This window comes from Streptomyces sp. R-74717, from assembly GCF_047305335.1.
Classification (GTDB): domain Bacteria; phylum Actinomycetota; class Actinomycetes; order Streptomycetales; family Streptomycetaceae; genus Streptomyces; species Streptomyces atratus.
The window spans coordinates 8,341,087-8,365,133 of sequence record NZ_CP102361.1; the positions used below are offsets into that span (position 1 = coordinate 8,341,087).

18 protein-coding genes and 3 pseudogenes are annotated in these 24,047 nt (G+C 69.4%); 9 read left to right on the forward strand and 12 right to left on the reverse strand.

From position 1 onward, the window contains the following. Positions 1 to 122: 122 nt before the first annotated feature. Both NRF20_RS38290 and NRF20_RS38295 read right to left on the reverse strand, forming a co-directional pair. Positions 123 to 3,074 (reverse strand): FAD-binding and (Fe-S)-binding domain-containing protein, encoded by a 2,952-nt coding sequence (locus NRF20_RS38290; protein ID WP_413754059.1) that lies wholly within the window; start codon positions 3,072 to 3,074, stop codon positions 123 to 125. An 89-nt stretch (positions 3,075 to 3,163) separates the two neighbouring features. Then, positions 3,164 to 3,607, reverse strand: a complete 444-nt coding sequence (locus NRF20_RS38295; protein ID WP_398630876.1) for a MarR family winged helix-turn-helix transcriptional regulator — start codon at positions 3,605 to 3,607, stop codon at positions 3,164 to 3,166. A 130-nt stretch (positions 3,608 to 3,737) separates the two neighbouring features. Here NRF20_RS38295 and NRF20_RS38300 point away from each other — a divergent pair, with 130 nt between their 5' ends. Together NRF20_RS38300 and mltG are read left to right on the forward strand one after the other, a co-directional pair. Further along, positions 3,738 to 5,546 carry an ABC transporter ATP-binding protein gene (locus NRF20_RS38300; RefSeq protein WP_398630877.1) on the forward strand — a complete coding sequence of 603 codons (1,809 nt, stop codon included), beginning with the start codon at positions 3,738 to 3,740 and terminating at the stop codon, positions 5,544 to 5,546. Between the two features lie 383 nt (positions 5,547 to 5,929). Next, positions 5,930 to 6,778, forward strand: a complete 849-nt coding sequence (mltG, locus tag NRF20_RS38305; protein WP_398630878.1) for an endolytic transglycosylase MltG — start codon at positions 5,930 to 5,932, stop codon at positions 6,776 to 6,778. Positions 6,779 to 6,790: 12 nt separating this feature from the next. Here mltG and NRF20_RS38310 read toward each other — a convergent pair whose 3' ends face one another. The 3 genes and pseudogenes from NRF20_RS38310 to NRF20_RS38320 all read right to left on the reverse strand — a co-directional run bounded on the left by NRF20_RS38310 (position 6,791) and on the right by NRF20_RS38320 (position 9,140). Further along, the gene (locus NRF20_RS38310) at positions 6,791 to 7,933 is read right to left on the reverse strand and encodes an NAD(P)-binding domain-containing protein (protein WP_398630879.1); all 1,143 of its coding nucleotides are present in this window, start codon (positions 7,931 to 7,933) and stop codon (positions 6,791 to 6,793) included. A 134-nt stretch (positions 7,934 to 8,067) separates the two neighbouring features. Next, positions 8,068 to 8,309: pseudogene (locus NRF20_RS38315) on the reverse strand (alkanesulfonate monooxygenase); the annotation flags it as partial. 558 nt (positions 8,310 to 8,867) lie between these two features. After that, complete coding sequence (locus NRF20_RS38320; protein WP_398630880.1) at positions 8,868 to 9,140, reverse strand: hypothetical protein; 273 nt, start codon at positions 9,138 to 9,140, stop codon at positions 8,868 to 8,870. A 182-nt stretch (positions 9,141 to 9,322) separates the two neighbouring features. Between NRF20_RS38320 and NRF20_RS38325 the strand changes: the two genes are divergently transcribed. The 3 genes from NRF20_RS38325 (at position 9,323) to NRF20_RS38335 (ending at position 11,764) form a co-directional block, all read left to right on the forward strand. Further along, positions 9,323 to 9,745, forward strand: coding sequence for a secondary thiamine-phosphate synthase enzyme YjbQ (locus NRF20_RS38325; RefSeq protein ID WP_266363913.1), 423 nt, complete (start codon positions 9,323 to 9,325; stop codon positions 9,743 to 9,745). Positions 9,746 to 10,328: 583 nt separating this feature from the next. After that, positions 10,329 to 10,793, forward strand: coding sequence for a hypothetical protein (locus NRF20_RS38330; protein WP_189280109.1), 465 nt, complete (start codon positions 10,329 to 10,331; stop codon positions 10,791 to 10,793). A gap of 101 nt (positions 10,794 to 10,894) precedes the next feature. Next, positions 10,895 to 11,764: an alpha/beta fold hydrolase gene (locus NRF20_RS38335; RefSeq protein WP_189280108.1), complete on the forward strand. Its 870-nt coding sequence runs from the start codon at positions 10,895 to 10,897 to the stop codon at positions 11,762 to 11,764. Between the two features lie 262 nt (positions 11,765 to 12,026). On the opposite strand, the gene NRF20_RS38340 is transcribed toward NRF20_RS38335, so the two are convergent. Then, complete coding sequence (locus NRF20_RS38340) at positions 12,027 to 12,191, reverse strand: hypothetical protein (protein ID WP_266363915.1); 165 nt, start codon at positions 12,189 to 12,191, stop codon at positions 12,027 to 12,029. 236 nt (positions 12,192 to 12,427) lie between these two features. On the opposite strand from NRF20_RS38340, the gene NRF20_RS38345 reads away from it, so the two are divergent. Continuing rightward, positions 12,428 to 13,678, forward strand: coding sequence for a hypothetical protein (locus tag NRF20_RS38345; protein ID WP_413754060.1), 1,251 nt, complete (start codon positions 12,428 to 12,430; stop codon positions 13,676 to 13,678). Continuing rightward, positions 13,669 to 14,775, forward strand: a complete 1,107-nt coding sequence (locus tag NRF20_RS38350; RefSeq protein ID WP_398630882.1) for a hypothetical protein — start codon at positions 13,669 to 13,671, stop codon at positions 14,773 to 14,775. The genes NRF20_RS38345 and NRF20_RS38350 overlap by 10 nt, the downstream gene beginning before the upstream one ends. Position 14,776: 1 nt before the next feature. Here NRF20_RS38350 and NRF20_RS38355 read toward each other — a convergent pair whose 3' ends face one another. The 3 genes from NRF20_RS38355 to NRF20_RS38365 all read right to left on the reverse strand — a co-directional run bounded on the left by NRF20_RS38355 (position 14,777) and on the right by NRF20_RS38365 (position 18,390). Beyond that, a complete protein-coding gene (locus NRF20_RS38355; protein ID WP_413754061.1) occupies positions 14,777 to 16,339 on the reverse strand; it encodes a mucoidy inhibitor MuiA family protein in 1,563 nt (520 codons plus the stop codon). An 8-nt stretch (positions 16,340 to 16,347) separates the two neighbouring features. Beyond that, complete coding sequence (locus NRF20_RS38360; protein WP_413754062.1) at positions 16,348 to 17,838, reverse strand: DUF4139 domain-containing protein; 1,491 nt, start codon at positions 17,836 to 17,838, stop codon at positions 16,348 to 16,350. Positions 17,839 to 18,234: 396 nt separating this feature from the next. After that, on the reverse strand, positions 18,235 to 18,390 hold the full coding sequence (locus tag NRF20_RS38365) for a hypothetical protein (protein WP_229846167.1): 156 nt from the start codon (positions 18,388 to 18,390) through the stop codon (positions 18,235 to 18,237). Positions 18,391 to 18,479: 89 nt separating this feature from the next. Between NRF20_RS38365 and NRF20_RS38370 the strand changes: the two are divergent. Both NRF20_RS38370 and NRF20_RS38375 read left to right on the forward strand, forming a co-directional pair. Then, positions 18,480 to 18,683 (forward strand): annotated as a pseudogene (locus tag NRF20_RS38370) (TIGR02679 domain-containing protein); the annotation flags it as partial. 197 nt (positions 18,684 to 18,880) lie between these two features. Then, positions 18,881 to 19,099: pseudogene (locus NRF20_RS38375) on the forward strand (DUF2399 domain-containing protein); the annotation flags it as partial. Positions 19,100 to 19,303: 204 nt separating this feature from the next. Here NRF20_RS38375 and NRF20_RS38380 read toward each other — a convergent pair. From NRF20_RS38380 to NRF20_RS38390, 3 genes are read right to left on the reverse strand one after another with little or no spacing between them, the layout of a single operon-like run. Next, positions 19,304 to 19,831: a hypothetical protein gene (locus NRF20_RS38380; protein WP_398630885.1), complete on the reverse strand. Its 528-nt coding sequence runs from the start codon at positions 19,829 to 19,831 to the stop codon at positions 19,304 to 19,306. Next, positions 19,828 to 21,045, reverse strand: coding sequence for a hypothetical protein (locus NRF20_RS38385; RefSeq protein WP_413754063.1), 1,218 nt, complete (start codon positions 21,043 to 21,045; stop codon positions 19,828 to 19,830). The genes NRF20_RS38380 and NRF20_RS38385 overlap by 4 nt, the downstream gene beginning before the upstream one ends. Next, positions 21,042 to 24,047 (reverse strand): DEAD/DEAH box helicase, encoded by a 3,006-nt coding sequence (locus tag NRF20_RS38390; protein WP_413754064.1) that lies wholly within the window; start codon positions 24,045 to 24,047, stop codon positions 21,042 to 21,044. The genes NRF20_RS38385 and NRF20_RS38390 overlap by 4 nt, the downstream gene beginning before the upstream one ends.

Here is a 24,047-nt window from a genome sequence, read left to right on the forward strand (position 1 = left end):
GGACTTTTGTGCCCACGCAAAAGCCGGGCGGGCTCGGAGACTGAGCCCGCCCGGCTGTCAGAGGGCATCGTCGGGCCCGTCCGGCGGCCGAGGACGAATCGGCCGCCGGACGGGCCCGGTGATCACCGCACCACAGCGCCCGGCCGCGTGGCCCGCTCCAGCTCCATCAGCACCGAGTAGTACGACTGCCCCGTGGCCCGGTCCATACCGATCTCGCACATCCGGTTGGCCGAGAGATACGCGTCGTACTCCCGCGCATTCACCTCGGCGGCCTCCTTCGCCGTCGCGGAGGCCGTCAACTCCTTGTGCAGCATGCCGCGGTCGCCCGCGAAGGCGCAGCACCCGGCGTCGTCCGGGATCACGACCTCCTCCGCGCAGGCCTCCGCGACCGTGCGCAGCTGCTCCACGTCGTCCAGATGCTGCATGGAACACGTCGGATGGAGGACCGCCGAGTCGATTTTGCGGAGGACCGTCAGCTCAGGAAGCAGTTCGTCGGCCGCCCAGACCAGGGAGTCGACAATGGTCAGCTCCCGGTGCAACTCCCGGTTGTCGTCGGTGAGATAGGGCACCACCTCATGGGCGATGCCCAGCGTGCACGACGAGGCGTCGACGACCAGCGGCAGCTTTCCGCCTGCCGTCCAGCCCCAGGCCGCTTCCACAATGCGGTTGGCCATCACGGCATTGCCCGCGTCGTACCCCTTGGAGTGCCAGATCGTCGCGCAGCAGGTCCCCGCCACATCGTCCGGGATCCACACCGGCTTTCCGGCGCGGGCGGAGACGGCGACGACGGCCTGCGGAAGCGACGGGCCGCGATGGCCTTCGGGACCGCCGAAGATACGGTTCACACACGCCGGGTAATAGACGGCGCTCGCCCCGACACGGGAGGTACGGGGCAGCTTCCGGGCGGCGGCGCCGGGGATCTCGGGCAGCCACTCGGGCACCAGATCGGGGCGCACGGCCTTGCGGGCGAGCCCGGTGAGAGTCTCCAGCGGCCCGTCACCGATCCGGTCGCCGATCCGGTCGGCCGCGGCGACCGCGAGCCGTGCCGCCACCTCCACCGCCTTGAAGTTCTTCGCGGTGAGCGCCGCGATCCGCTCCTCGCGTGGCGAGTGCCGCTGGTGGCGGAAGTCCTTCATCATGGCGCCGGTGTCGATGCCGACCGGGCAGGCGAGCTTGCAGGTCGAGTCGCCCGCGCAGGTGTCGACGGCGTCATAGCCGTACGCGTCGAGCAGCTGCGCCTCCACCGGTGAACTGTCCGGCTGCCGCATCATCTCCCGGCGCAGCACGATCCGCTGGCGCGGGGTGGTGGTCAAGTCCTCGCTGGGACACGTCGGTTCGCAGAAGCCGCACTCGATGCACGGGTCGGCGATCGGCTCGACCCTGGGGATGGTCTTCAGCCCGCGCAGATGGGCCTTCGGGTCGCGGTCGAGGACGATCCGGGGCGCCAGCACTCCGTCGGGGTCGATGATCTGCTTCGTGCGCCACATCAGCCCGGTCGCCTTCGGGCCCCACTCCAGCTCCAGGAAGGGGGCGATATTACGGCCGGTGGCGTGCTCCGCCTTCAAGGAGCCGTCGAAGCGCTCCACCGTCAGCCGGCAGAAGTCGTCCATGAACGCGGCGTAGCGGTCGACATCGGACGGCTTCGCCGCGTCGAAGGCGAGCAGGAAGTGCAGATTGCCGTGCGCCGCATGGCCGGCGACGGCGGCGTCGAAGCCGTGCTCCGCCTGAAGTCCGAGCAGGGCCTCACAGGCATCGGCCAGCCGGGAGGGCGGCACCGCGAAGTCCTCCGTGATCAGCGTCGTACCCGAGGGCCGGGAGCCGCCGACCGCGGTGACGAACGCCTTGCGGGCCTTCCAGTAGCCGGAGATGACCTTGGCTTCGCGCGTGAACTCATTGGTCACCGAGGCAACGGGGGCGACGAGGCCGAGCCCCGCGACGACGGTGGCCGCCGCCCGCTCGTACGCCTCCTGGCCCGCCTCGTCCGGAGCCCGGAACTCCACCAGCAGTGCCGTGGTCTCCTTGGGCAGCTCGGCCCAGTCCGCGGGCACGCCCTGGACGCTCACCGACGCACGCAGCGTGTTGCCGTCCATCAACTCGACGGCGATCGCCCCCGCCTCGTTGAAGCGGGGCACGGCGGCCGCCGCCGCGGTCAGGGAGGGGAAGAACAGCAGGGCGGTGGAGATGCGACGGTCCAGCGGCAGTGTGTCGAACACGACCTCGGAGATGAAGCCGAAGGTGCCCTCGGAGCCGACCATCAGACCGCGCAGGATCTGTACGGGCGTCGAGCCGTCGAGGAAGGCGTCGAGCCGGTAGCCGTTGGTGTTCTTGATCTCGTACTTGGCACGGATCCGGGCGGTGAGCTCGGCATCCGCCTCGATCTCCGCCTTGAGGGCCAGCAGCCCCTCGCACAGCCGCGGCTCGGCATGGGCCAGGTCCTCGTCCGCTGCCGGATCCGCAGTGTCGACGACCGTGCCGCTCGGCAGTACGAAGGTGAGGGAGGAGACGGTGCGGTACGAATTGCGGGTCGTTCCCGCGGTCATTCCGGAGGCGTTGTTGGCGACGACTCCGCCGATCGTGCAGGCGATGGCGCTGGCCGGATCGGGCCCCAGCAGCCGGCCGTGCCGGGCGAGGGTGGCGTTGGCCCGCAGGACCGTCGTACCCGGCCGGATTCGGGCCTGCGCGCCGTCGTCCAGGATCTCGATGCCCGCCCAGTGCCGGCGCACGTCGACAAGGATGTCCTCACCCTGGGCCTGGCCGTTCAGACTGGTGCCGGCCGCCCGGAAGACGACCTCGCGGCCCTTTCCGTGCGCGTACGACAGGATCGCCGAGATGTCGTCGATGTCCTCCGGGACCACGACGACCTGGGGGACGAACCGGTAGGGACTGGCATCGGAGGCGTACTTCACCAGGTCGGAGACCTTCCACAGCACCTTCCCCGGCCCCAGCAGGCCGATCAGCTCGCCGCGCAGCGGTTCGGGTGTGCCCGGAGCCTGCCGGTCGGGGACCCGGTCCAGGGACGGTGCACGCACCGCACCAGGGCGGAGTGCTTCCGGCTTCGGCTCCAGCAGTGGCATGTCGAGACTCCTCGGCGGTTCGGTTCGGTACTCGGTACGGCGACTGGCTCACACGCTGCACCCATCCGGTGTACGTGTGTCCGACAGGTTCAGCAGCGGCGCTCCGGCATTCCGTTGACCAGGGCGGACAACAGCCCGCCCAGCACCTCGCGCTGATCGGCGGTCAACGGGGCCAGGATCTCCTCTGCGGCGGCCCGGCGCGCGTCGCGCAGCGACCGGAGGGTGGCGAGGCCCTCCTCGGTGATTTCGATCCGGACCACCCGGCGGCTGTCCGGATCGGGGGCGCGACGCACCCGGCCGCTCGCCTCCAGGCCGTCGACCAGACTGGTCACGGCACGCGGTACGACATCCAGGCGCTGCGCGAGGTCCGCCATCCGGGGCGGCCCGTCGTAATGCGCGACGATGCGGAGCAGCCGGAACTGTGCGGGAGTTATGCCGATCGGCTCCAGCTGGCGGCTCTGAATCCGCTGGAGCCTGCGGGTCACCCGCAGCAACTGCTCGGCGAGCACGCCATCGGCGTCGGAGGAGTCCATGAGAGGAACAATATCAGGACCTTGTGCATTGTGAACATAGGTAACAATGATCTATGCTCTCAAAAGCCCGAGTTCTCGGCTGGAGTCCCCAGCCCGAGCCCTCGCTGTCGCGCGCCTGACGAAGGAGCCCATGAAACCCGACGAAATCACCTGGACACCCCCGCCCCGGGACGGGAGCCGCCGCCCGCCCGCAGAGCTGCGCCGCATCCTGCGCCTCTTCCGTCCCTACCGAGGCCGGCTCGCCCTGGTCGGGCTGCTCGTCGGCGCCTCGTCGCTGGTGTCGGTCGCCTCGCCGTTCCTGCTGCGCGAAATCCTGGACACCGCCATCCCGCAGGGGCGTACGGGACTGCTGTCGCTGCTCGCCCTCGGCATGGTCCTCACCGCCGTGATGAACAGCGTCTTCGGTGTGCTGCAGACCCTGATCTCCACCACGGTCGGCCAGCGTGTCATGCACGACCTGCGCACCGCGGTCTACGCGCAGCTGCAGCGGATGCCGCTCGCGTTCTTCACCAGGACCCGCACCGGCGAGGTGCAGTCCCGCATCGCCAACGACATTGGCGGCATGCAGGCGACCGTCACCTCCACCGCGACGTCACTGGTCTCCAATCTCACCGCGGTCGTCGCCACGGTCGTCGCCATGCTCGCGCTCGACTGGCGGCTCACCCTCGTCTCGCTCCTCCTGCTTCCGGTCTTCGTCTGGATCAGCCGCAGGGTCGGCCGTGAGCGCAAGAAGATCACCACCCAGCGCCAGAAGCAGATGGCCGCCATGGCGGCCACGGTCACCGAGTCGCTCTCCGTCAGCGGCATCCTGCTCGGCCGGACGATGGGCCGGGCGGACTCCCTCACCAAGGGCTTCGCCGAGGAGTCCGAGAAGCTGGTCGACCTCGAAGTGCGCTCCAGCATGGCCGGGCGGTGGCGGATGTCGACGATCGGCATCGTCATGGCGGCCATGCCCGCCGTCATCTACTGGGCGGCGGGCATGGCCCTGCAGTCCGGCGGCCCTGCCGTCTCCATCGGCACGCTCGTCGCCTTCGTCTCGCTTCAGCAGGGGCTCTTCCGGCCCGCCGTGAGTCTGCTCTCCACCGGCGTGCAGATGCAGACGTCCCTCGCGCTCTTCCAGCGGATCTTCGAGTACCTCGATCTCGAGGTGGACATCACCGAGCCCGAGAACCCTGTCCGGCTGGAGAAGATCCGAGGCGAGATCCGCTTCGAGGACGTCGACTTCAGTTACGACGAGAAGAACGGCCCGACCCTCAGCGGCGTCGATGTGACCGTGCCGGCCGGTGGCAGCCTGGCGGTCGTCGGACCGACCGGGTCCGGCAAGTCCACGCTCAGCTATCTGGTGCCCAGGCTCTACGACGTCACCGGCGGCCGGGTCACGCTCGACGGCGTCGACGTACGCGATCTGGACTTCGACACCCTGGCGCGGGCCGTGGGTGTGGTCTCTCAGGAGACGTATCTCTTCCATGCCTCGGTCGCCGACAACCTGCGCTTCGCCAAGCCGGATGCGACCGACGCCGAAATCGAGGCAGCCGCCCGTGCGGCGCAGATCCACGACCACATCGCCTCACTGCCCGACGGCTACGACACCCTGGTCGGTGAACGCGGCTACCGTTTCTCGGGCGGCGAGAAACAACGCCTTGCCATCGCCCGTACGATCCTGCGCGACCCGCCCGTCCTGGTGCTCGACGAGGCGACGAGCGCCCTCGACACCCGTACGGAATTCGCCGTGCAGGAAGCGATCGACGCACTCTCCGCGGGACGGACCACCATCACCATCGCCCACCGGCTCTCCACCGTCCGCGACGCCGACCAGATCGTCGTCCTGGACGGCGGCCGAACCGCCGAGCGCGGCAGCCATGACGAACTCCTCCAACAGGGCGGCCGCTACGCCGCCCTGGTCCGGCGGGACACCGAACTGGCCCCCGCGCCAAGCTGATCGGCGGGGTCGGGCGTGCCCCGCCGAGGGCGTACACACGGCGACGCCGCCGCTCCCGTGGGACGGGGAGTGACGGCGCCGGGCGGAGCAATGGTCAGACGAGCCAACCCACGAAGTGGACGATGCCGGCGAGCAGGTTGGTGATGAGGTTCATCCGGTTTTTCTCCTTGTACATGGTGCATATGTGGGACTGCGCAGTCGCGGTCTGCAGCCCGTCGCTTGCGCCCTGTAATCATCATCTGTCGCAGGGGAGTTGAGCAACGAACAGTGAAACGATCACACGTTCCAGCGAACACCCGATCCCCTGTTCGTGTGTTCTGTTCATGGAGTGTGGGCCCGTGTCGTCCAGTTGGGGGTTCCGGACGGCGGGATAGCGTGCCCGCATGGTGAACGAGTCCCCGGACACCCCGCCCCGTCGCACTCTCCGCCCGACCCGGCGCGGTCGTCTGGTGCTGTTCATCGGCATCCTCCTTGTCCTCGTCGTGGCAGCGGCTGTCCTCGTACCACTGCTGACACGGGGGCCGAAGGTCGAGCGGGCTCGCCCGCTCGTCATCCCCGAGGGATGGCGGGCGTCCCAGGTGTACGCCGCGGTCGACAAGACCCTGGCCGTGGCATCCGGCACCACCGAGAAGGCCGCCGGTACGGCAGATCTACCGCTTCCGGCCGAGGCGAAGGGCAATCCCGAGGGTTACCTCTTCCCGGCGACGTACCCCGTCACCTCCGACTCCACCCCGCAGAGCCTGCTCAGGTACATGGTCGACACGGCGGTCGAACGCTTCGGCGCGGACCACATCACCGCAGGCGCGCGGCGCAACGGTGTCTCGGTGTACCAGACGGTGACGATCGCAAGCATCGTGCAGGCCGAGGCGGACACCGAGGGCGACATGGGCAAGGTCGCCAGGGTCATCTACAACAGGGTCGACCGGGGCATGCCGCTCCAGATGGACTCCACACTCAATTACGCGCTCAACCGCAGCACCCTGGACACCACCACCGGCGACACGAAGATCGACAGTCCGTACAACAGCTATGAGCGCAAGGGACTGCCGCCCACACCGATCGGCAACCCGGGCGAGCAGGCGATGATGGCGGCGATCACCCCCACCCCCGGACCGTGGCTGTACTTCGTCACGGTCGCGCCGGGGGACACCCGCTTCACCGGCAGCTATGCGGAACAACAGAGAAACGTGGAGGAGTTCAACCGCAACCGCCGCAGCGCGTCCGGCGGCTGAGCAACTGCGCCGTCACACCACGGCCGGCATGAGCTCCTCGTCCGTCCTTGTTTCCGTCTCCGCTTCGGTCCCCGCCACGGCCTTGTCCAGCAGTCGTGCGATCGCACGCACCGCGGCCCGCCCCGCCCGGTTGGCGCCGATCGTGCTGGCGGACGGGCCGTACCCGACGAGATGGATGCGCTCATCCCGTACCGCCTGTGTGCCCTCGACCTGGATGCCGCCGCCCGGCTCGCGCAGTTTCAGCGGCGCGAGATGATCGATGGCGGCCCGGAACCCGGTCGCCCAAAGGATGACATCGGCCTCGACGGTCCGGCCGTCGTCCCACGCGACCCCGGTCGGCGTGATCCGGTCGAACATCGGCAACCGGTCGAGCACCCCCTCCTCGCGGGCGCGCCGGATCGCGTCGGTGAGCGGCAGCCCGGTCACGCTCACCACACTCTGCGGCGGCAGCCCGCGCCGCACCCGCTCCTCCACCATCGCCACGGCGGCCCGCCCCTGGTCCGCACCGAACGGCCCCTCCCGGAAGACCGGCGGCCGACGCGTCACCCAGTACGTCCCGGCCGCCACCTCGGCGATCTCCATCAGATGCTGCGTACCGGAGGCGCCGCCGCCCACCACGACCACGCGCTGCCCGGCGAACTCGGCGGGCCCCGGGTAGTTCACGGTGTGCAGCTGCCGCCCCCGGAAGGTCTCCTGTCCCGGGTAGCGCGGCCAGAACGGCCGGTCCCAGGTGCCGGTGGCGTTGATCAGGGCGCGGGTGGCGTACGTACCCTCGGACGTCTCGACGAGCAGCCGCCCGCCGTCGCCCTCGCGCACGGCGCTCACCTCGACCGGCCGGTGAACCCGCAGGTCGAAGGCGCGCTCGTAGGTGTCGAAGTACTCACCGATCACTTCGGATGAGGGCCGGCTGTCGTCGGCTCCGGTGAGTTCCATGCCGGGCAGCGCGTGCATGCCGTGGACCTTGCCGTATGTCAGCGAGGGCCAGCGGAACTGCCAGGCGCCGCCGGGGTGCGGGGAGTGGTCGAGCACGACAAAATCACGGTCGGGCTCCATTCCTGCGCGTCGCAGATGGTAGGCGCCGGACAGTCCTGCCTGTCCGGCGCCCACCACGACGACATCGACCGTGTGCGTTGCGGCCACCCCAAAGTTGTTCACGCTTCCACCAACTTCTTCGGGGGTGAGGATCTTCCCGCGATCTGCAGCGGTTCCCTCACACCGGCCGACGCACCGGCACGGCGACACACCGGCTCACCGGCCCGGCCTTCCGGCTCACCGCACCGCCCGGCTCGGCGTCCACCGGCGATCAGCAGCGGAGCCCCGCCCGGCGCGGAGGCCGGGCGGCCGTTCGCCGCGGGTACACCGAGCAACGGCGACGCCGGTACGGTCGACAGCAGACCACGCGCCGCCGGCAGGGCGTCACGCCCTCGCCGAACCGGTACGCCTCCTCCAGATGCGGGTAACTGGACAGCACGAAGTGCTCCACACCCAGTGCGTGGTACTCCTCGACCCGGTCGGCGACCTCCGAATGGGCGAATTCCAACCTGAAGTCGCTGGTCGCGGGCATGGTGTCAGCGGCGGGTGGGGTGCTCGGGCCGGTCGGCGGCGTGATCGGTTCGAGGTGATCGTTCGCCAGGCCGCCCGTGGGCTCCCGGAACCGGCGACACACCGGGTAGCCGTTCCCTTACGCTCCGAACGGGGTGGCTGGACACCGCTCCGGGAGGCGAACCTCATCACCTTGTGGCGACCCCAACGAGGCTGCCCACAACCAGGAGGATGAAGGGGATGGCGCCGAAGCCCCACCCCAGCATTCCGGTAAGGACCAGCGCATCGGGGAGCTTTAGAGGCTGCTTTGGGCGTTCGGACCCGGCCATGTCATCCTGCCGACCTTCCGCGCTTTGGGTGACAACTGGCGCATGACCACGCGCGAAGAGTCCGCCGGCGCAAGCCAGCACGACGAAGGGCAGTAGTACGAAGGTCAGCCAGGCTAGGTATGCCCCTGCCGAGCCTCCACCCCGGCCGCTGGTCAAGTTGCCGGAACCGGACGGTGCCACAAGCCAAGCCAACACCGCGACCAGCGCACCATAGGCCATCAAGATTCCTCGCGGTGTGGGGCCAGCATCATCCCGCCCGCCCCGGGAGTGGTCGTGACCCGCTCCAACTCCTCGGCCATGGCGGGGTCGTCTGCCTGACCGGCCCGCTGGGCGTCGGCGAACTGCCCGAACACCACTTCCGCGGCCTCCAGCCGCGCGAGCTCCGCGTCGAGCTCGGTAAGTTCCCCGCGCAGCCGCTCGGCACGGTCGGCCGGCACCAGCCGCCGCTGCATCACCCACGTCAACACGTTCACCACCAGCACGCCTCCCACCCGAACCCTCCTCGGAGGGCAGGAGGCCTCGGCGGTCGGCGCCGGAATTCGGGCGAACCGACCGCTCGGCAGACGATCTGAACGGAACATGGCGCTGAACGTAGCGATCCATGGCTGAAACGGTCACCGGTGTCTCGGCACGTGGACGCGTGAGCTCGCCGCATGGGCGAGAGGATGGACGCATGCCCCACGCCTTCAGCACCAGCGTCCTGCACATCACCACCGGATCGACGGAGACTGTCACCGACCTGACGCACGACTGCGAACAGTTCCTCACCCGGACCGCAGTGGCCAGGGACGGCCTGCTCAACATCTTCGTGCCGCACGCAACCGCCGGCATCGCCATCCTCGAAACCGGATCGGGCAGCGACGACGACCTCCTGGCCACCCTCCACACCCTGCTTCCCGCCGACGACCGCTGGCAACACCGCCACGGCAGCCCCGGCCACGGCCGCGACCACGTGCTCCCCGCCTTCGTCCCGCCGCACGCAACGCTGCCGGTGATCGGGGGGCGGCTGGAACTGGGGACGTGGCAGTCGGTGTGTCTGGTCGACACGAACATCAGCAATACGGACCGCCAGGTGCGGTTGAGCTTCCTCGGCTAGTCAGTTGCTTCGGTGGGACTGTAGAGGGGAAGTCCGGCCGCACCAAATGAGTAGCGCGCGTAGCTGCCACATGGTGTGTGAAGGCGGCTGGCAGGTTCTTCGTGTGCTGGTGGTACACGATCCGCACCTGAGTTGACCAGCGAAAGACGGTCTGTGGTCGGGACTTGGCCCGGGAATGGCCCGGATCTCGGGGCAGCTTAGGGTTCGGTGTCGGCTGCAACCCCGCCCGGGCGGGGTCCGCACGGCCTGCTTGCGGAAGCCGCAGCCAGTATCCGCCCGCTCGACGCCAAGGCGCTCTGCGAGGGGTGCTGGAAGCGCACGATGAAACCCGTCAAGGTGTTCGGCGCGCTGCCGCATCCTCGACCGGCGTGGACGCAGCATCGGGCTCGTGCCTCTGAACTACTGGGCGGACCCTGGCCGACCGCCGGGACATCGGTGGCTTTCTGGCCAGGGGCACGCCCGGACCGACCTGTCGTCACGGTTGTCAGGGTTCCGGCTGCCACGCGAGCACATGGTGGTCGGTCCGCTCCGCGCAGGAGTGACCTGCCCGCGCCCAGGGCATCATCCACGCAAGGGGGTGCCCGTGAGCGGGAATACGAGTGAGCACGACAAGACGCTTGAGGTCATCGAACTTCGGATGAAGGAGTACGACTCCCTGCGGTCCGAGGTGGTGCAGAGGATCGGGGCACGACAGCAACTGGCTGGATATGCCGGCGCGGCGACCGCCATCGCCGCGACGCTCGGTAGCGGCCTGGGGCTCTGGCGGATCCTCGTGGTGGGGCTCGTGCTGTTCATCGCTTACCTGTATCTGCGGGACAGCAATGACGGCATCCAGAGGCTTGGGACGCACCTACGGGCCATCGAGAACGACGTGAACGATCTCGCCCGCAGCGTATACGGGCGGGACGTCCTCTCCTGGGAGTCCGGAAGGCAGGTCCAGCGGAACGGAGAGAAGAAGCTCTGGAAGGCGATCGGGCGCTTCGGAGGCTGGCACCACGACGATCCACGGGTGAGGATGCCCGCGCCACGCGAGGAATCCGAAGATTAGTCCGGCAGTCGGACTCCTCGTCGCCCCATTGGGGCTGAGTGGCGTCTGCGGCTCACTCACGGCACGTATCCGCCCGGACCGGGTGCTTATCATGCTGTTCCATGAGCCAGTTGTTGAGTTTGGAGGCCCCGGACCACGCACGTTCGGTGCGCCTCTGTACGGAGCGAGGCATCTTCGCCGCCCTGGATGTCGAACCCGCCGGGCACGCTCTTTCCCGGGCGACGGCCCTGTTCGTGCCTGGTTTCATGGGCAGCAAGGAGGACTTCCTCCCCATGCTGCCCGCGCTGAGCGACGCGGGCGTACGCGTAGTGGCCGTCGACTGCCGAGGCCAGTTCGAGACCGGTCAGGCGTCGCCTGACCCTTCTTTCTCTCGTGCCGACCTCGCGAGCGATCTGGTGGCCGTCGCCCGGTGCGTCGACGCCGGTCCTGTTCATTTGCTGGGTCACTCGTACGGGGGGCTCGTCAGCCGCGCAGCGGTCCTCGCCACCCAGGGGGACCCCGCCCTCTGGGCGTCGCTCACATTGATGAACTTCGGCCCCGCCGGGGTTTCCTCCTGGCAGCAAGAGCGCCTGAATCTGCTGCTCTCCGTCATCGACTCGATGACTCTTGCCGACATCTGGCCCTTCGTGCGGAGCGGCGACGCCCTCGTGCCCGAGGACGTCGAAAGCTTCCTGGAGCGCAGGTGGCTGAGCAACAGTCCATCGCAACTGGCGGCCGTGGCTGAGCACATGCTCGAGGAGACGGACACGACGTCAGAACTGGCACGACTGTCAGTTCCCCTGTCCGTGATCTCGGGGACTCCCGATGAGACCTGGGCGCCCGACGGGGTCGAACGGATGGCCCGTGAACTGGGAGCCAGATTCGTCAGGATCGAGGGCGGCGGACATTCCCCCAATGTGCACATGCCCGCAGAAACGGTTTCCGCCCTTCTCGATTTCTGGCTGCCCCGGCAGAGCACGGTAGCCGCCTGACTTGCGGCTCCCCGGCCCACGAGGCTGCCCGCGCCGTCTCGCGGGTGGGGCCGCCGGCCTCGTCGGTACGCCCCGGGTGGACCGCACCCGCGTGTATGGCCGGGACCGGGCACGGCGACCGGATCACGCAGCGATCCGTGCCTCCGTGCCTCATCGGCTCGGGCAGGCTGGCAGGGCGTCCGCGGTAGGGACCACGATGCCGAACAGGTCGGTGACGGCGGTCAGGGCGGCGGCCTGGAGGGCGGCGTCGGGCAGGACGGTGTCAACTGCCGTGCGACGCCGAGCGCGACGTCCTCGCCCACGTCAGCAGTTGGACAGGGGTGCGGGCGCGTGGCGCGGAGTCCGCCACCGCGTGGTCGGGTCGGACGACTGCGGGCCCGGCCAGGAGCAGCGGGACGAGGGCGAGCGCGGGTACCCCGCGCCGCACGAAGCGGTTGATCAGGACGGTGGTTGTACGGGGCGGGGATCGGCACCCGAGACCTGCCACACCGGCGCCGCGTGGAACATCACCACAGAAACGATCGTTCGGCTCGCCCGGATGGCGGTCGGTGCAGCCTGCGCCAGGAGGCCCGCCCGTACGGCTCTGATAGGTTCCAGGCCTTGATCCGCCGGTGATGAATTGATTCTGCCGGCAGTGCTGGGGAGGGGGGCTCCGTGGGTTGGGTGCCGTCATGGTTGCGCAAGCCGCTGTTCATAGGGCTGCCGCTCGTGTTGTTGGTCACCGGGGCGGTGCTCTACTTCGGCGTCGACCGTTCGGACAGCAGCGGTCATTCGGTGGCGAACCGGGCGCAGTTGAAGCGTGCCTGTGCCGGACTCCTGCCGTACGAGGAGCTGCGGGGCCTCGTGCCCGACGACGTTGCGGGCGAGGTGAGCCAGTACGGCACCATGCTCCAGCCCGATCAGGAAAGCCGCTCCCTGGTGAACTGCTCCCTCACCTGGCCGGGGCATGGGTCGGTGCGGGTGCGGGCCGTCGCGCTCATTTCCCGGTTGCCGTCGACGGTGCGGGCCGAGGACATCCTGCCCGGCGGTGACGACGAGGGATACGAGGCGCCCGGAGTCACCGGCAGGGTGGGCGAGGACGGGCGGACGTGGGTCGTCGCCGAGTGCCCCGGAGGGCTCGAGGGCCGGGTCCGCGAGGTGTCCGGGATGTATGTCACAGCCGTTGTCGATCTGCCCGTTCCCGACAAGGGGAAGCCGGCCGGGTATCTCGCGGACTTCCGTACCGCCGTCCAGGTCGCCAACGGAATCGCCGCGGCCCAGAAATGCGGTGGCTCCCCGCTGAAGATGCCTACGAGGGTCATCGACACGTATGAGGCCCATGTCACCAAGGATGCGGACGGGGGCAACATGAGGGTCACAGGGATCGACGTGCCGGGCCTGGGCGTGAAGAAGTGCCGTGAGCTCGGCAAGCGCGCGGGCTTCCCCGGTACGTGGACCGCCAGCGGCGATCTGCAGGACTCACGGCTGCTGAGCGTCTGCGAAGCCACCATCCTGGACCGCGAGGACCCGATGGACACTGATCCGACTCCACCCGACGGTGCGGTCGTCAATGTCTCGGCGGCGAGTTGGGCCGGGCCGCTCAGCGAGTCCGCCAACGGCGCGTACCACCGTACCGGTGACAGCTTCGCCTTCCGAGAAGGGGCGCGGACAAAGGTCATCCCCCAATCGGAGCCGCGCGAACTCGCCCTGTGGGCAGGGTCGGAGTGCGCCGCGGGCACCACGTACCACCGTGTCACCGTCCGCACGGAGCCGTCCGATCTCAGCGAGTACACGCTCAGCGAGGCAGAGCGGACCAAGTTCTCCAAGGACGCCCGCAAGCTGATGGACAGCTATCTCGCCGACCCCGACGGCTGGCCCGGGCAGCAGCGCTGCCATGACACCAAGATCCTTGGAGAGGTGGAGGGATGGCGGTGAGGCGGATCGTCCTGCGGTCGGTCGTCGCTCTGGTCGCAGCGGCCGTTGTCGTCGCCGGGTATCTCCAGGTGCACGGCGACTTCCAGCGCTGGAGCGACGAGTCGGCGCTCGACGGAGCCTGTGACGGCCTGCTCGACCGGAACGCGGTGCGTGGCGTCCTCGGGCCGGGAGCCGTCGAGGTCGAGAACGAAAGAAGCGGTGCGGGCCTGGTGGGCTGCGAGGTGCACGTCTACGGCGGCGGCATCGCCGAAATCCGTGTCCTCGACACCGCACACGTCGGACCGTCCCTGCTGCCCTCCCTCTACGCGGGATCGCCGACCGCGCCCGCCGTGCCGGTGGGTCACGGATGGACGGGGCTCTTCGGGGCCGCCCCCGACCGCTTCGGAGCGGCGGACCCCTTCAGGGCCGACGAGTACAAGAAGGTGACCACGAGCCTGGTCCTCGAGTGCACCGGGGAAAGCAGCGCCAAGGGTTTGTCCGTCACCGTCGAGACAACCCTCGACAAGGCGCTGGACAACCCGGCCGAACGACCGCAGTTCACCAGGATCGCCACCTCCACGGCGGCCGAGGCATCGAAGGCCCGGCACTGCGGAGCCAAGCTCGGAAAGCCCATCGGCAGCCTCGGCCTGCCGGTGAACCAGGACGAGTACGAGCCGCTCCGCACGTCCGACGGAACCTGCTCCGGCATCCCCGCCGCACGCGGCGTGACGATCGCCACCGAGACCGCCCGCGCGGGCGCCCCGCACGAAACATGCCGGCTCGCCGACGCCGACAACAGCACACGCTACGAACTCGAAGCGGACTACGGCCCCTATGCGCAGGAGCGGTTTCTCGGCTACGAGGAGGAGTCCTATGACGACGTACCGAACACCGAGACACCCGCGCACCACCGCGACCCTGACGGCCGGGTGAGCTGGACGACGGCCAAGTGCCGCAGCGGACAGGCCCTGTTCACCCTGCACCCCTCGTTCGAGAGGGCGGAGGAGCGCAAGTACCCGAGAGGCAAGGCGGACCTCGCCTACGAACGTGCCGTACTCAAGGCTTTCGCCGAGCGCTCGGCGAAAGCCCACGGATGCTCCGCCCCGGTCACGCCTTGACTCAGAGCCCGGTGACCTTGGCGCTCGCCGACAGCTCGTAGACCAGGGTGACCGTACGGCGGCTGCCGGGCGGGAGGGCGACGTCCCAGCGGGCGATGCCCTCGGCGTCGACCGCGTCGGGCGCCGGGGAGCAGGAATCCTTGCGCAGGCGTATCTCCACCGCCGAGACCTCGGAGACCGGGATCCGCTCCCGAAGGACGACCACCCGCTCGTCGTGCTCCCCGGGGGCGGAGAACCGGGACAGGTGCAGCCGGACAGTGCGGGTGACCACGGTCCGCTGGGTGATACCGGCGGTGTCGCGGGACTCCTCGGCATGCCGGGCCACCCGGTAGTCGTCGCAGCTGCCGAAGGCCAGCTCGACGGGGGCGCCGGAGGCAGTGAAGTCCAGCGTGCCGCGGCCGCTGAATCCGCTGCCGCGGACCAGGTCCACGGGTCCGGCGAGCAGTGCGTGGCCGGACAGGTTGTCGAACCGCACCACCTGGGTGACCAGGGGGGACAACTCCGGTGAGCAGGCGTACTCACTGGGCGCGGCTGTGGTGAATGCGGAGAGCGGCACTCGGTGGGCGCGGCCGTCACCAGGCACCGAGACCGGCGCGGGGGATCTCAGCACCCGCGCCTCACCGCCGTCGTCCACCCCCGGCAGGCCCAGCACCGGGGCCGGGCCGAGGGTCCCGATCTCCTCCTCGCGCAGCTCGACGTCGACCGTGCGGCGCTCCGCCGCGGAGCGGTCCTTGAGCGTCAGCCGGTCCTCGCCCAGCCGTGGCGGATCGGTGGCCAGCGCCGAGCGGGCCGTCGACAATGTCAGCCGTACGTCCGACCAGTCCTCACCGGTGCGCTGCCAGACCATCGCGTCGGTCTCCAGTGTCAGGGAGTCCCCGTCGAGCACGGCCCGGTAGGCGGGCCGCCACAGCGCACACGGAGTGAGGTGGCTCAGGCGCAGCCCGACCGGCCCGGCGGCCGTGGACCCCACGGTCAACTCGATATGGCCGACCAGCTCGGCGGGCTTCTCCCCGGAGAGTTGCATGGCCCGCTGGATTTGCCCGAGTTCGACGGCCAGGGCGGCCAGCCGGGCTTCCACGGTGCGGAGTTGCTCGCCGTGCGCGTCGCGCTCGTCGTCCACCCGGTCCAGTTCGCGGGCCCAGCGGGGCTGTTCGGTCTCCCCGGAGCCGGCGCCTTCGCCGATCTCCCGCAGCAGATCGGCGGCGAGGCGGCCGAGCTGGTCAAGGCGGGCATGCAGCCGATCGCGTCGCTGCCCCAGGGCCAGCCGCTCCTCTTCGAGGGTGTGTACGCGGTGGCGCAGGGCGGAGTCGTCGTCGGTGGACGGCAGCGGCCCGCGCGGCGTCCAGCTGCGGACGATCCGCACGTCGAGCACGGTCGCGGGGTGATCGGCGGTCAGCTCGGCATGGAGGGTCCGGTCGACGGCCAGCGCACTGACCGGCCCGAGACGCAGCTGCTGGACGCCGGCCTCCAGGTCGAGCACGACGGTGCGCTCGATGTGGGCGCGATCCTCAAGGCACGTGACGGCGGTGACGGGGAGGGCGATCGGCTTCGGGGCCGTGGACATGGCGGGTGTCAGCTCCTGCGGTTGCCGCCGACCAGGGCCTTGCCGGTCGGGATGCGGATCTCGTAGCCGCCGTCGAGGGCGGCAGTGGCGCCTGTGGGCAGGTCCAGTCGCCAGACGCGGGTGCCCGGCGCATGTCGATCGGGCCCCGTGCCTTCCTCGGGTGCCGTCCAGTCGGCCCGTTCCTCGATCCGGACGTCCGGTTCGGAGGCGACCGGCACTCGCTCGCGGACTTCCACGGTGACGGGCCTCGCGAGCCGGTTGGCCAGCTCCACGTGGACGCGGTGGTCGAGCACGGTGGTGTTGTTGCGCAGGCCCGAGGTCGACTCGTGCAGGTTCGTACGGCGGGTGACCCGGATGCCCTCGGCCGGCCCGAGCCCCACCCGGCGGACACCGCCGGGGGCAAGCGTGGGCAGTGCGGCGGTCAGCAGGAAGTCGTCATCGACGGTGACCTCCACCGGGCCGGCCAGCAGTGGGGGAGGCGGCGGTGGCGGAACGGGACCGGACACGGAGCCGCCCGCGGCACCCACGGGCGCGGAGCCGGCCCCGACAGCTGTGGGTGCGGCGGTCGTGGCTGGGCCAGGGCCTGCCGCGTCGTACCCGGAGAACAGGTCGACGAGCCCGGCCGGGGGCTCGCGCCAGCCAGAAGCCGCGGGGGCGGGCTGACTACGTCCGATCCGGATCGAACGGAGCCTCGGCAGGTCGGTGCGGCGCCGAAGATCGGCGGTGGCCAGGGCGATGCGCACGCCGGTCCAGTCCTCGCCGGTCCGCTGGGCGACCGAGGCGCGCAGCACCAGACGGCCGCTGCCGTCGCCCTGACGGTGAGTGAGACGGTAGGTCGGCACCCAGACGGCGCCAGGCACCCCGTATTCCAGCTCCAGCTCCACTTCCGCATCACCGGTGCCGTCGAGTGTCAGGACCGCGCAGACCTTGTTCTCCACGTGTGCTGACGGTGTGTCGGTGGAGGCGCGGGCGAGCCTGTCGGCGGCGACGGTGAGCTCGTGCTCGACGTTGCGCAGTGCCTCCTCCAGCTCGACGAGGCGGTTGTGCAGTCCCGTCAGCCGCTCGTCGACGAAGTCGGCGAGCTCCAGCCACGCATCGACCGGGGTGCGGCGGTGCGGGTCCTCGCGCCTGCGGCCGGGTGGGACCGGGTGGAGGGCCCTGACCTCCTCGATCAGGCTCAGCTGCCGGTCCCGGCGTCCCTGCGCCGCCGCGTACTCGTCGCTCAGCCGCTCGATCTCGCGCCGCAACTCGTCGGGCATGCCCCTGCCGAGCGGCTCGGCCTCGATTTCCACCCGGGCCTCGGTGACGCGCACCCCGGGGGCGCCCAGGACACGGGCCAGCAGCGAGCCCGGGTCCAGCGAGCGGGGCAGTCCTGTCACCCGCACCCGGCCGTCAGGCGACACGCTGCCCCGGGCCAGGCGCCGGCAGACCGCGCCCTGCGCGTACACCACGACCGAATCGAGGGTCGACCCCCACCTCTGTGTTGACTCAGCCGTCATGTGCTCCGCCCCCTGCCGCGTCCATGCTGAGCGAAGCCTACGCCCGGGCGGTCTGCGCGTCCGCGGCCGGTCGTCGGGTCGTACTCGCGTGCGCCGAGGTGGGTGAGGCCCATGGGATCCTGAGTTCCGCCGACGAAGCCCTTGTCACCGGTCCACTGGGCAGGCTGAGTGCCTCGCATCTCACCGAACGGCTGCGTGTGCCGACGAATGACCACCTGGGTCGCCGCATCGCGGCACTCGCGTCGGCGGAAGCGCCCGGGCGTGTTCCTCGGACATCTCTTCGACGACGCATCACGCTGAGCTCCCACTCTCGGTACGTTGTCGGTTGTCTTAACGGAGGTTGGCGGATACGAACATCAGCAATACCAACCGTAACGTCCGCTTGAGCTTCTTCGGTTAGTGAGTCGCGTCGGTGGCACTGTAGAGGGGAAGCCCGGCCGTACCGTCCGAGAAGTCGTCACCGCACTTGTCGGACCGCTCGGCGACAGCGCCGGTGAGCGCCGCCGCCAGGACGATGAACGCTCGGGGCTGTGGCCCTGGTTGGCCGGTCATGAAACGGTATGGGCGCAACTGGTGTTCGCCGACTGGGCCGCTTCCTGTCGGGTCGAAGCCCTGGTCGCGGCTCGGCGGAACGTACCCGTATGCTGCTCACCGACGCGCTCAATGTGCTCGCCGAACTCCCCTGTCAGACTGAACCCCTGCCCGTCTTCGCTGCCCGGGTTCTGAACAGACACGCGCATGATCTCGGCGACGACACACCTCTTGCCACGCTCGTCCTGCGCGCCCTGGCGACCCTGTACGGCACTGTGCCACCGCAGTCCGCGGCGGAACGGCGCGCCTTGTGGAGCCGCGCGGGCGTAGCCGATGACGAGCTGTCCGCCACCGTCGTCGTCGGCGGACTGCGCCTCGTCAGCGACGGTCTGCTCGCCCGTGTGGCCCGTCTGTGCACCGAGGCAGGTCAGGCAGCCAGCCCCTCGCCCACGTCCGGAACCCGGGTGAGCTCACCTTGCCCGCCGCCCTCGCCCCACTCGTTGTCCACGTGGTGGAGAACCCCAGCATCCTGGCCCTCGCCCTTCGCCGCTTCGGCCCCGACTGTCCGCCGCTTGTCTGCACGTCTGGCTGGCCCAGCACTGCCGCGATCCAGCTCCTGTGCCTACTCGTCGACCGGGATGCCGCTCTTCGCTACCACGGTGACTTCGATGGCGAGGACATCCGCATTGCCGCATACGTCCTGGACAAGACGCGGGCGCACCCCTGGCGCATGACGGCAGCGGACTACCGGGCCGCGGTCGTCCGCAACGCACACGGTCTGCTACCCGGGGCATCACCGGAGCGCCGTGGGACCCCGCGTTGGCCGTCGAGGCCATGGCTGAGTACGGCACCGCCGTGGTCGAGGAACCGGTGGCCGATGTGCTGTTGGAAGACCTCACTGCCATCGCCCCGGGGCAATGGCCGCTGGGCTGGTTCAGCTCCCGAGTTCGGCGTAGCGGACGACCTGGACCGCCAAGACGATGACCATGGCTGTTTCGGCCAGCGAGATCACCAGCAGTGGCCAAGGTGTCGGGCCGAGCAGCCAGTAGACGGCCAGTGCCGCAAGCGGTGCCCCGCAGAACGTCATCAGGTCCACGGTGAGCTGGAATCGTTTCCGAGAGCCGCGGCGTGCGTCGCGACGGTGTGCGGATTCCCAGCCGAAGACATCTGTCTGGACTGACGTCAACTCCTTGAGGCGAGGGGACAGGTCGTCGCGTATGTACCGGCCGACGGCGGAAATTTTCTCGTCGTTGACCAGGTAGGTCCACCCCAGGACTACGGACAACGGGGGGAGCAGCAGCAACATTTCGAGGTGGCCGCCCCGTGCGAGCGTGGAGCCGATGACCGCCGCCATGACGCCGAGGGTGGCGTAGATGAGGTTGTCGCGGAAGCCGATCCTGGCTCGTTGCTCCTGCTTGATCTGCTCGTACTCGGCAAGCAGGAGTTGACCGATGTCGATCACAGTTTTTCATTCTCCAGACGAGCCAGTTGGGCTTCCAGACCGCTGAGGCCGTTCCTCTCCGCGCCGCTGCGGACAAGGGACACATCGGGGATCTCCAAGCGTAGTTGGAGGGCCAGGCGAGTGATGAGTTCTTCCGCTTCCTGTCGAGTGACCTGCCGGCGCGAGCCCATCCTCTGGTCCAGTCGGTCGAGAAAGGCGTGCTTCCGTGGTGTTTCCTCCGGGCACCAGACACGGAAGAAGCGGCTGCCCGCCATGCGATAGCTCCCGATGCGGGAGAACGGGATCCCCTTCTCGCCGAAGGCGGAGGAAGGCAGAGAGACCGACCAGGTGCCGTCGTCGTCCTGTTCCGGGGCAACCGTGTCGAGGCCCTGCTCGCGGAGCCACTTCAGGGCGGACCGCAGGAGGCGCTCGTCCGCCTCCGTGTCCAGCTCCTCGTTGTCGAGCGCGTTGATCAGCTCCGGCGTACCGGCGCAAAGCGCACTGAGCTCCGAGTCGTGTGCTGTCCCCGCCTCGGCCTGGCCGTAGACCAGAAGCCGCTCCCGGCCACGCACCAGGTAGACGGGCAGGAAGACGAGTGTCTCGCTCAGACACTCCACGGCGTTCAGCGCGACGGGGAGGTTGAACCGGGCCCGGTCCTTGCGGCTCTTGAGGCGGTCGAGGGCTGAGCGGTCGAAGCCGGATGCCACAGCGACCGGTGTGAAGCGTGGGTAGTGCTTGCTGCGCTGCGCCCGGTCCATCTCTTCGGCGGACAGCAGCGTCACGACCTCGTCGTCGTAGTGGGCCCGGGTCAGCGGGCCGCAGCTCAGTGCCTCGAAGTACAGCTGGCGTCGGTCCTGGCGGGTGACCACGTAGCGGATGTCGTCGTCCACGGAGCGCTGTCCCAGCGGCGTCAGGTGCAGCCGGCCTCCGGGCCCTTCCTGGGTGTGGCCGATCGCGGTCAGGAAACGCACGGCCTGCGCGACCAGGGCGCGGTCCAGTGCGAAGAACGCCGCGAGTTCGTCCACGGTGTCCAAGGAACCGTGGCGCAGCCCGCGCTCCAAAAATCGGTCGATCAGGAAGAAGGCCTCGCCCTCGGTGATGTCGGCGCGGATCTCCACCTTCCACACCGGCAACAGCAGTGCGTAGAGCCGGGTGGGCACGATGCCCTGTCCGAAGGCGGCGTCCTCCAGAACTCGCTCTTCAGGGAAGTTCATCAGGCGAGGTGCAGTGGTCATGGCCGGCCTCCTTCCCGGGCCAGGCGGGCGGCATCGCCCAGGTCCGGGACGGTTTCGTCGAGGGCGGCCGTGACCTCCCGGTAGTCCCGCAGATCGCCACGTTCGAGCAGATGCTGATGAAGGTCGCCGATGAGAGTGCGGAATCCTGGATCGTCCGCACGCATCAGAGTGCTCAGATCGCCGGTCAGGACGAGCTGGCTCTTGGCCCGTGTGAAGGCGACGTTGGCACGGCGCAGTTCCTTGAGGAAGCCGATCCGGCCCTCCGGATTACTGCGGGTGAAGCCGTACAGGACGACGTCGCGCTCTCCACCCTGGTAGGAGTCGACGCTGCCGACCGAAGCATCCGCGAGCTGAGAGTCACCGATCAGCGGGGTGAGGTAGCGGACGACCTCCAGCCGCTGAGCGAGGTAGGGGACGATCACCATCCACTCGGCGCCGCGGCGGTGGTAGAAGGCGGCGAGCCGGGCCAGAAGGCGCGCTTCGCAGGGGTTGAAGGGGCCCTTGCGGCTGCGGCCTTCGGTGCGCCCGCCCCCCGACTCACGACGCACGCGGTCGGGCAGCGCGGCAGTGTCGACGAAGGCCATCGGGCTCGCGAACAGGGGATCGCGGTGACTGTGGTCCTTCTCCGTGAGCAGTTCTCCCCGGTAGAAGGCGGCCGAGATGAAGTCGGCGATCTCGGCGGGCATGCGACGCTGGCGGGTCAGCTGCACGACATGCGAAGAGGGCAGCCCGGCACGCAAGCGTTCCAAGGCGCTCTGTGACATCAGCCGGATCAGTTCGGGATCACCGATGTCCTGGGCCCACTCGTCCACGTCGGCATCGCGGAAGGGCGGCAATTGCCGGTCATCGCCGACCAGGACACCACGGCGGACCCGGGCCAGAGGCACCAGTGTGTCCGCGATTCCGATCTGGCCGGCCTCGTCGACGATTCCCAAGTCGAAGTCGACGCCGGCCAGTTCGGCGCGTGACGCGGCGCCGATGCAGGTGGCGCCGACCACCTGGGCGTAGCGGACGAGTTCGGGCACCAGCTGCCCCGGGTCCTGGCCGATGGCGGCTCGCCACTGCTGGGTCAGTTCCTGGCGTCGCGAAAGGACCGGGAGCCAGTCCTTCAGCTGCCCGTGCAGGGCGCGCAGCGCGGTCGCCCCATCGGCCGGATCCAGCAGGCGAGCCGGCAGCGCCGTGCCCGGCACGACCGAGCGCAGCGCGTGGACGGCCGTGTCGGCTGCCTCGTAGGCGGACTGGACGCTCTTGGCGACGTGGCCTTCCGCCGTCTGAAGTGTGGTTCGGGCGGCGATGACTGCGGGGTTCTCGCGGGTCGCGCGTTCTGCCCCGGCGCTCGCCGCCTCGGTCCGCCGGAGGATGCCGGGGGCGAGCGCGTTCAGCTTCTCGATCTCGGCTGTCTCGGTGGCGAGCTCTTCTTCCCGGCGGCGAGCCCGGGTGCGGTGCAGGCGACCGGTGAACAGGGCGTTGGAACGCTGCCGTTCGGAGTGGGCCTTCGCCCGGAGCCACTCGGCACGCTCGGTGCGATCCTCCAGGATCGACCGCCGTTGTTGTTCCTCGCGCCGGAGCGCCGCCAAATGCTCCTGGGCTGGTGCGGCCGCGGCCCGAATCGCTGCGCGCAGGCGCAGGTCCGCGGTCCGCGCCTCCTCGGCGTGGCTGTCGACCTGCTGAACGCGCGTGGCGAGCTCGGCTGTCCACGGTTCTACGGCTGCTGCCTCCTGGTAGGCCTGCGTACGCTGGGCCATTGCGTGCCGGATCTCTTCGGAGAGGCTCTCCGACTGTTCCTCCAGGAGTAACGGTTTGACGTCGGCGTGAACCTTGCTCTCGTCCCCGACCCGGATCACCACGAGATCTTGCGGGAGCCGGGCTAACACGTTGTCCACGGCGCGGTTGGTGTGGGACGTGACAAGCACTCGGCCGCTGTCCGCGGCGGACGTGGTTGCGGCGGTGTGGGCGATCTCCGTGATGGTCCGGGTCTTGCCCGTGCCGGGCGGGCCGAGCACCACCAGCAGGTCCTCGGTGGTCAACGCCTTGCGGAACGCCCGGAGTTGTTCGGGGTCGAGTTCCTGGTGCGGTTGCGCGCCAGTCGCCGGGATCGGGCGCACCTGGTGTTCGACCATGGCAGGGAGGAGGCCAGGGTTCTTGGAATCGCGTGCGCGGAGGCTCGCCACGGCCTGCCGCTGCTTGTTGAAGATCACATTGCTGGGGATGAGCTCCAGAGCGCCGCGCGTCGGCAGCCGGTCCCATGACGCGGGCTGATCGAATCGGACGGTGACGCACCGGCCCGCTGCCCGGCCCACTTTGCCACGGGTCTCCGTGTCGCCCTGAATGCGGACGAAGGCGCCGGACGGCGGCAGCTCCGGTCCGATGAGCTCGAATTCGTAGACGGACTGCGGGGCTCTGCCGCGCTTGCCACCAGTGGCCGTGAAGCTCTGATACGGGAAGGGGGCGGCTTGGCGTGCCTCCCGCGTGGTGATCTCCTCGGTGGCGTCGATGAGGCGGTCCACCGAGTCGAGAAAATCCGACTGGGCATCGCCGGTAGACTGGACTTCCGGCTGATCCGCCCGCGCCTGACCGAGACGCTGCCAAGCCTGTTCGAGGACCTGCCACTGGGCGTCCGAGCCCGTGGGTACAGCCCGCAGCTCAAACACCATGTGCCAGACAGGCGGGCGCACCACAAGGCAGGACCTGGCGAGTCGCGCGTGGTCGGTGAGGCGCAGCGGATCGATGTGCTTGACGAGGTAGCCGGTCCCTCGGTTCGTCGCTTCGAGGCGTATCCGGTACGCGCGTGTATGAACCAGCAAGGACGGTTTGTACTTGCCGCCAGCCGGGTTGACGATCACGGCCACGCCGGCTTTCAGCTGGTTCAGGTCGTGAACGATCTGTGAGGCGTCCGGTGGCAGACCGGCGCTGGATTCGGCCTTCGAGCGAAGCTGTTCATCGAGACCGAAGCCGGGTACGAGAACCAGCGGGGCGCGCAGGGCGATGGTGGTGACGGGCAT

What these genes read in the sequence shown, in the direction of transcription:
- NRF20_RS38290 (WP_413754059.1), bottom strand. Translation starts at nt 3,074, where the DNA reads ATGCCACTGCTGGAGCCGAAGCCGGAAGCACTCCGCCCTGGTGCGGTG.
- NRF20_RS38295 (WP_398630876.1), bottom strand. Translation starts at nt 3,607, where the DNA reads ATGGACTCCTCCGACGCCGATGGCGTGCTCGCCGAGCAGTTGCTGCGG.
- NRF20_RS38300 (WP_398630877.1), top strand. Translation starts at nt 3,738, where the DNA reads ATGAAACCCGACGAAATCACCTGGACACCCCCGCCCCGGGACGGGAGC.
- mltG (WP_398630878.1), top strand. Translation starts at nt 5,930, where the DNA reads ATGGTGAACGAGTCCCCGGACACCCCGCCCCGTCGCACTCTCCGCCCG.
- NRF20_RS38325 (WP_266363913.1), top strand. Translation starts at nt 9,323, where the DNA reads ATGCCCCACGCCTTCAGCACCAGCGTCCTGCACATCACCACCGGATCG.
- NRF20_RS38335 (WP_189280108.1), top strand. Translation starts at nt 10,895, where the DNA reads ATGAGCCAGTTGTTGAGTTTGGAGGCCCCGGACCACGCACGTTCGGTG.
- NRF20_RS38350 (WP_398630882.1), top strand. Translation starts at nt 13,669, where the DNA reads ATGGCGGTGAGGCGGATCGTCCTGCGGTCGGTCGTCGCTCTGGTCGCA.
- NRF20_RS38355 (WP_413754061.1), bottom strand. Translation starts at nt 16,339, where the DNA reads ATGTCCACGGCCCCGAAGCCGATCGCCCTCCCCGTCACCGCCGTCACG.
- NRF20_RS38360 (WP_413754062.1), bottom strand. Translation starts at nt 17,838, where the DNA reads ATGACGGCTGAGTCAACACAGAGGTGGGGGTCGACCCTCGATTCGGTC.
- NRF20_RS38365 (WP_229846167.1), bottom strand. Translation starts at nt 18,390, where the DNA reads ATGACCGGCCAACCAGGGCCACAGCCCCGAGCGTTCATCGTCCTGGCG.
- NRF20_RS38385 (WP_413754063.1), bottom strand. Translation starts at nt 21,045, where the DNA reads ATGACCACTGCACCTCGCCTGATGAACTTCCCTGAAGAGCGAGTTCTG.
- NRF20_RS38390 (WP_413754064.1), bottom strand. Translation starts at nt 24,047, where the DNA reads ATGCCCGTCACCACCATCGCCCTGCGCGCCCCGCTGGTTCTCGTACCC.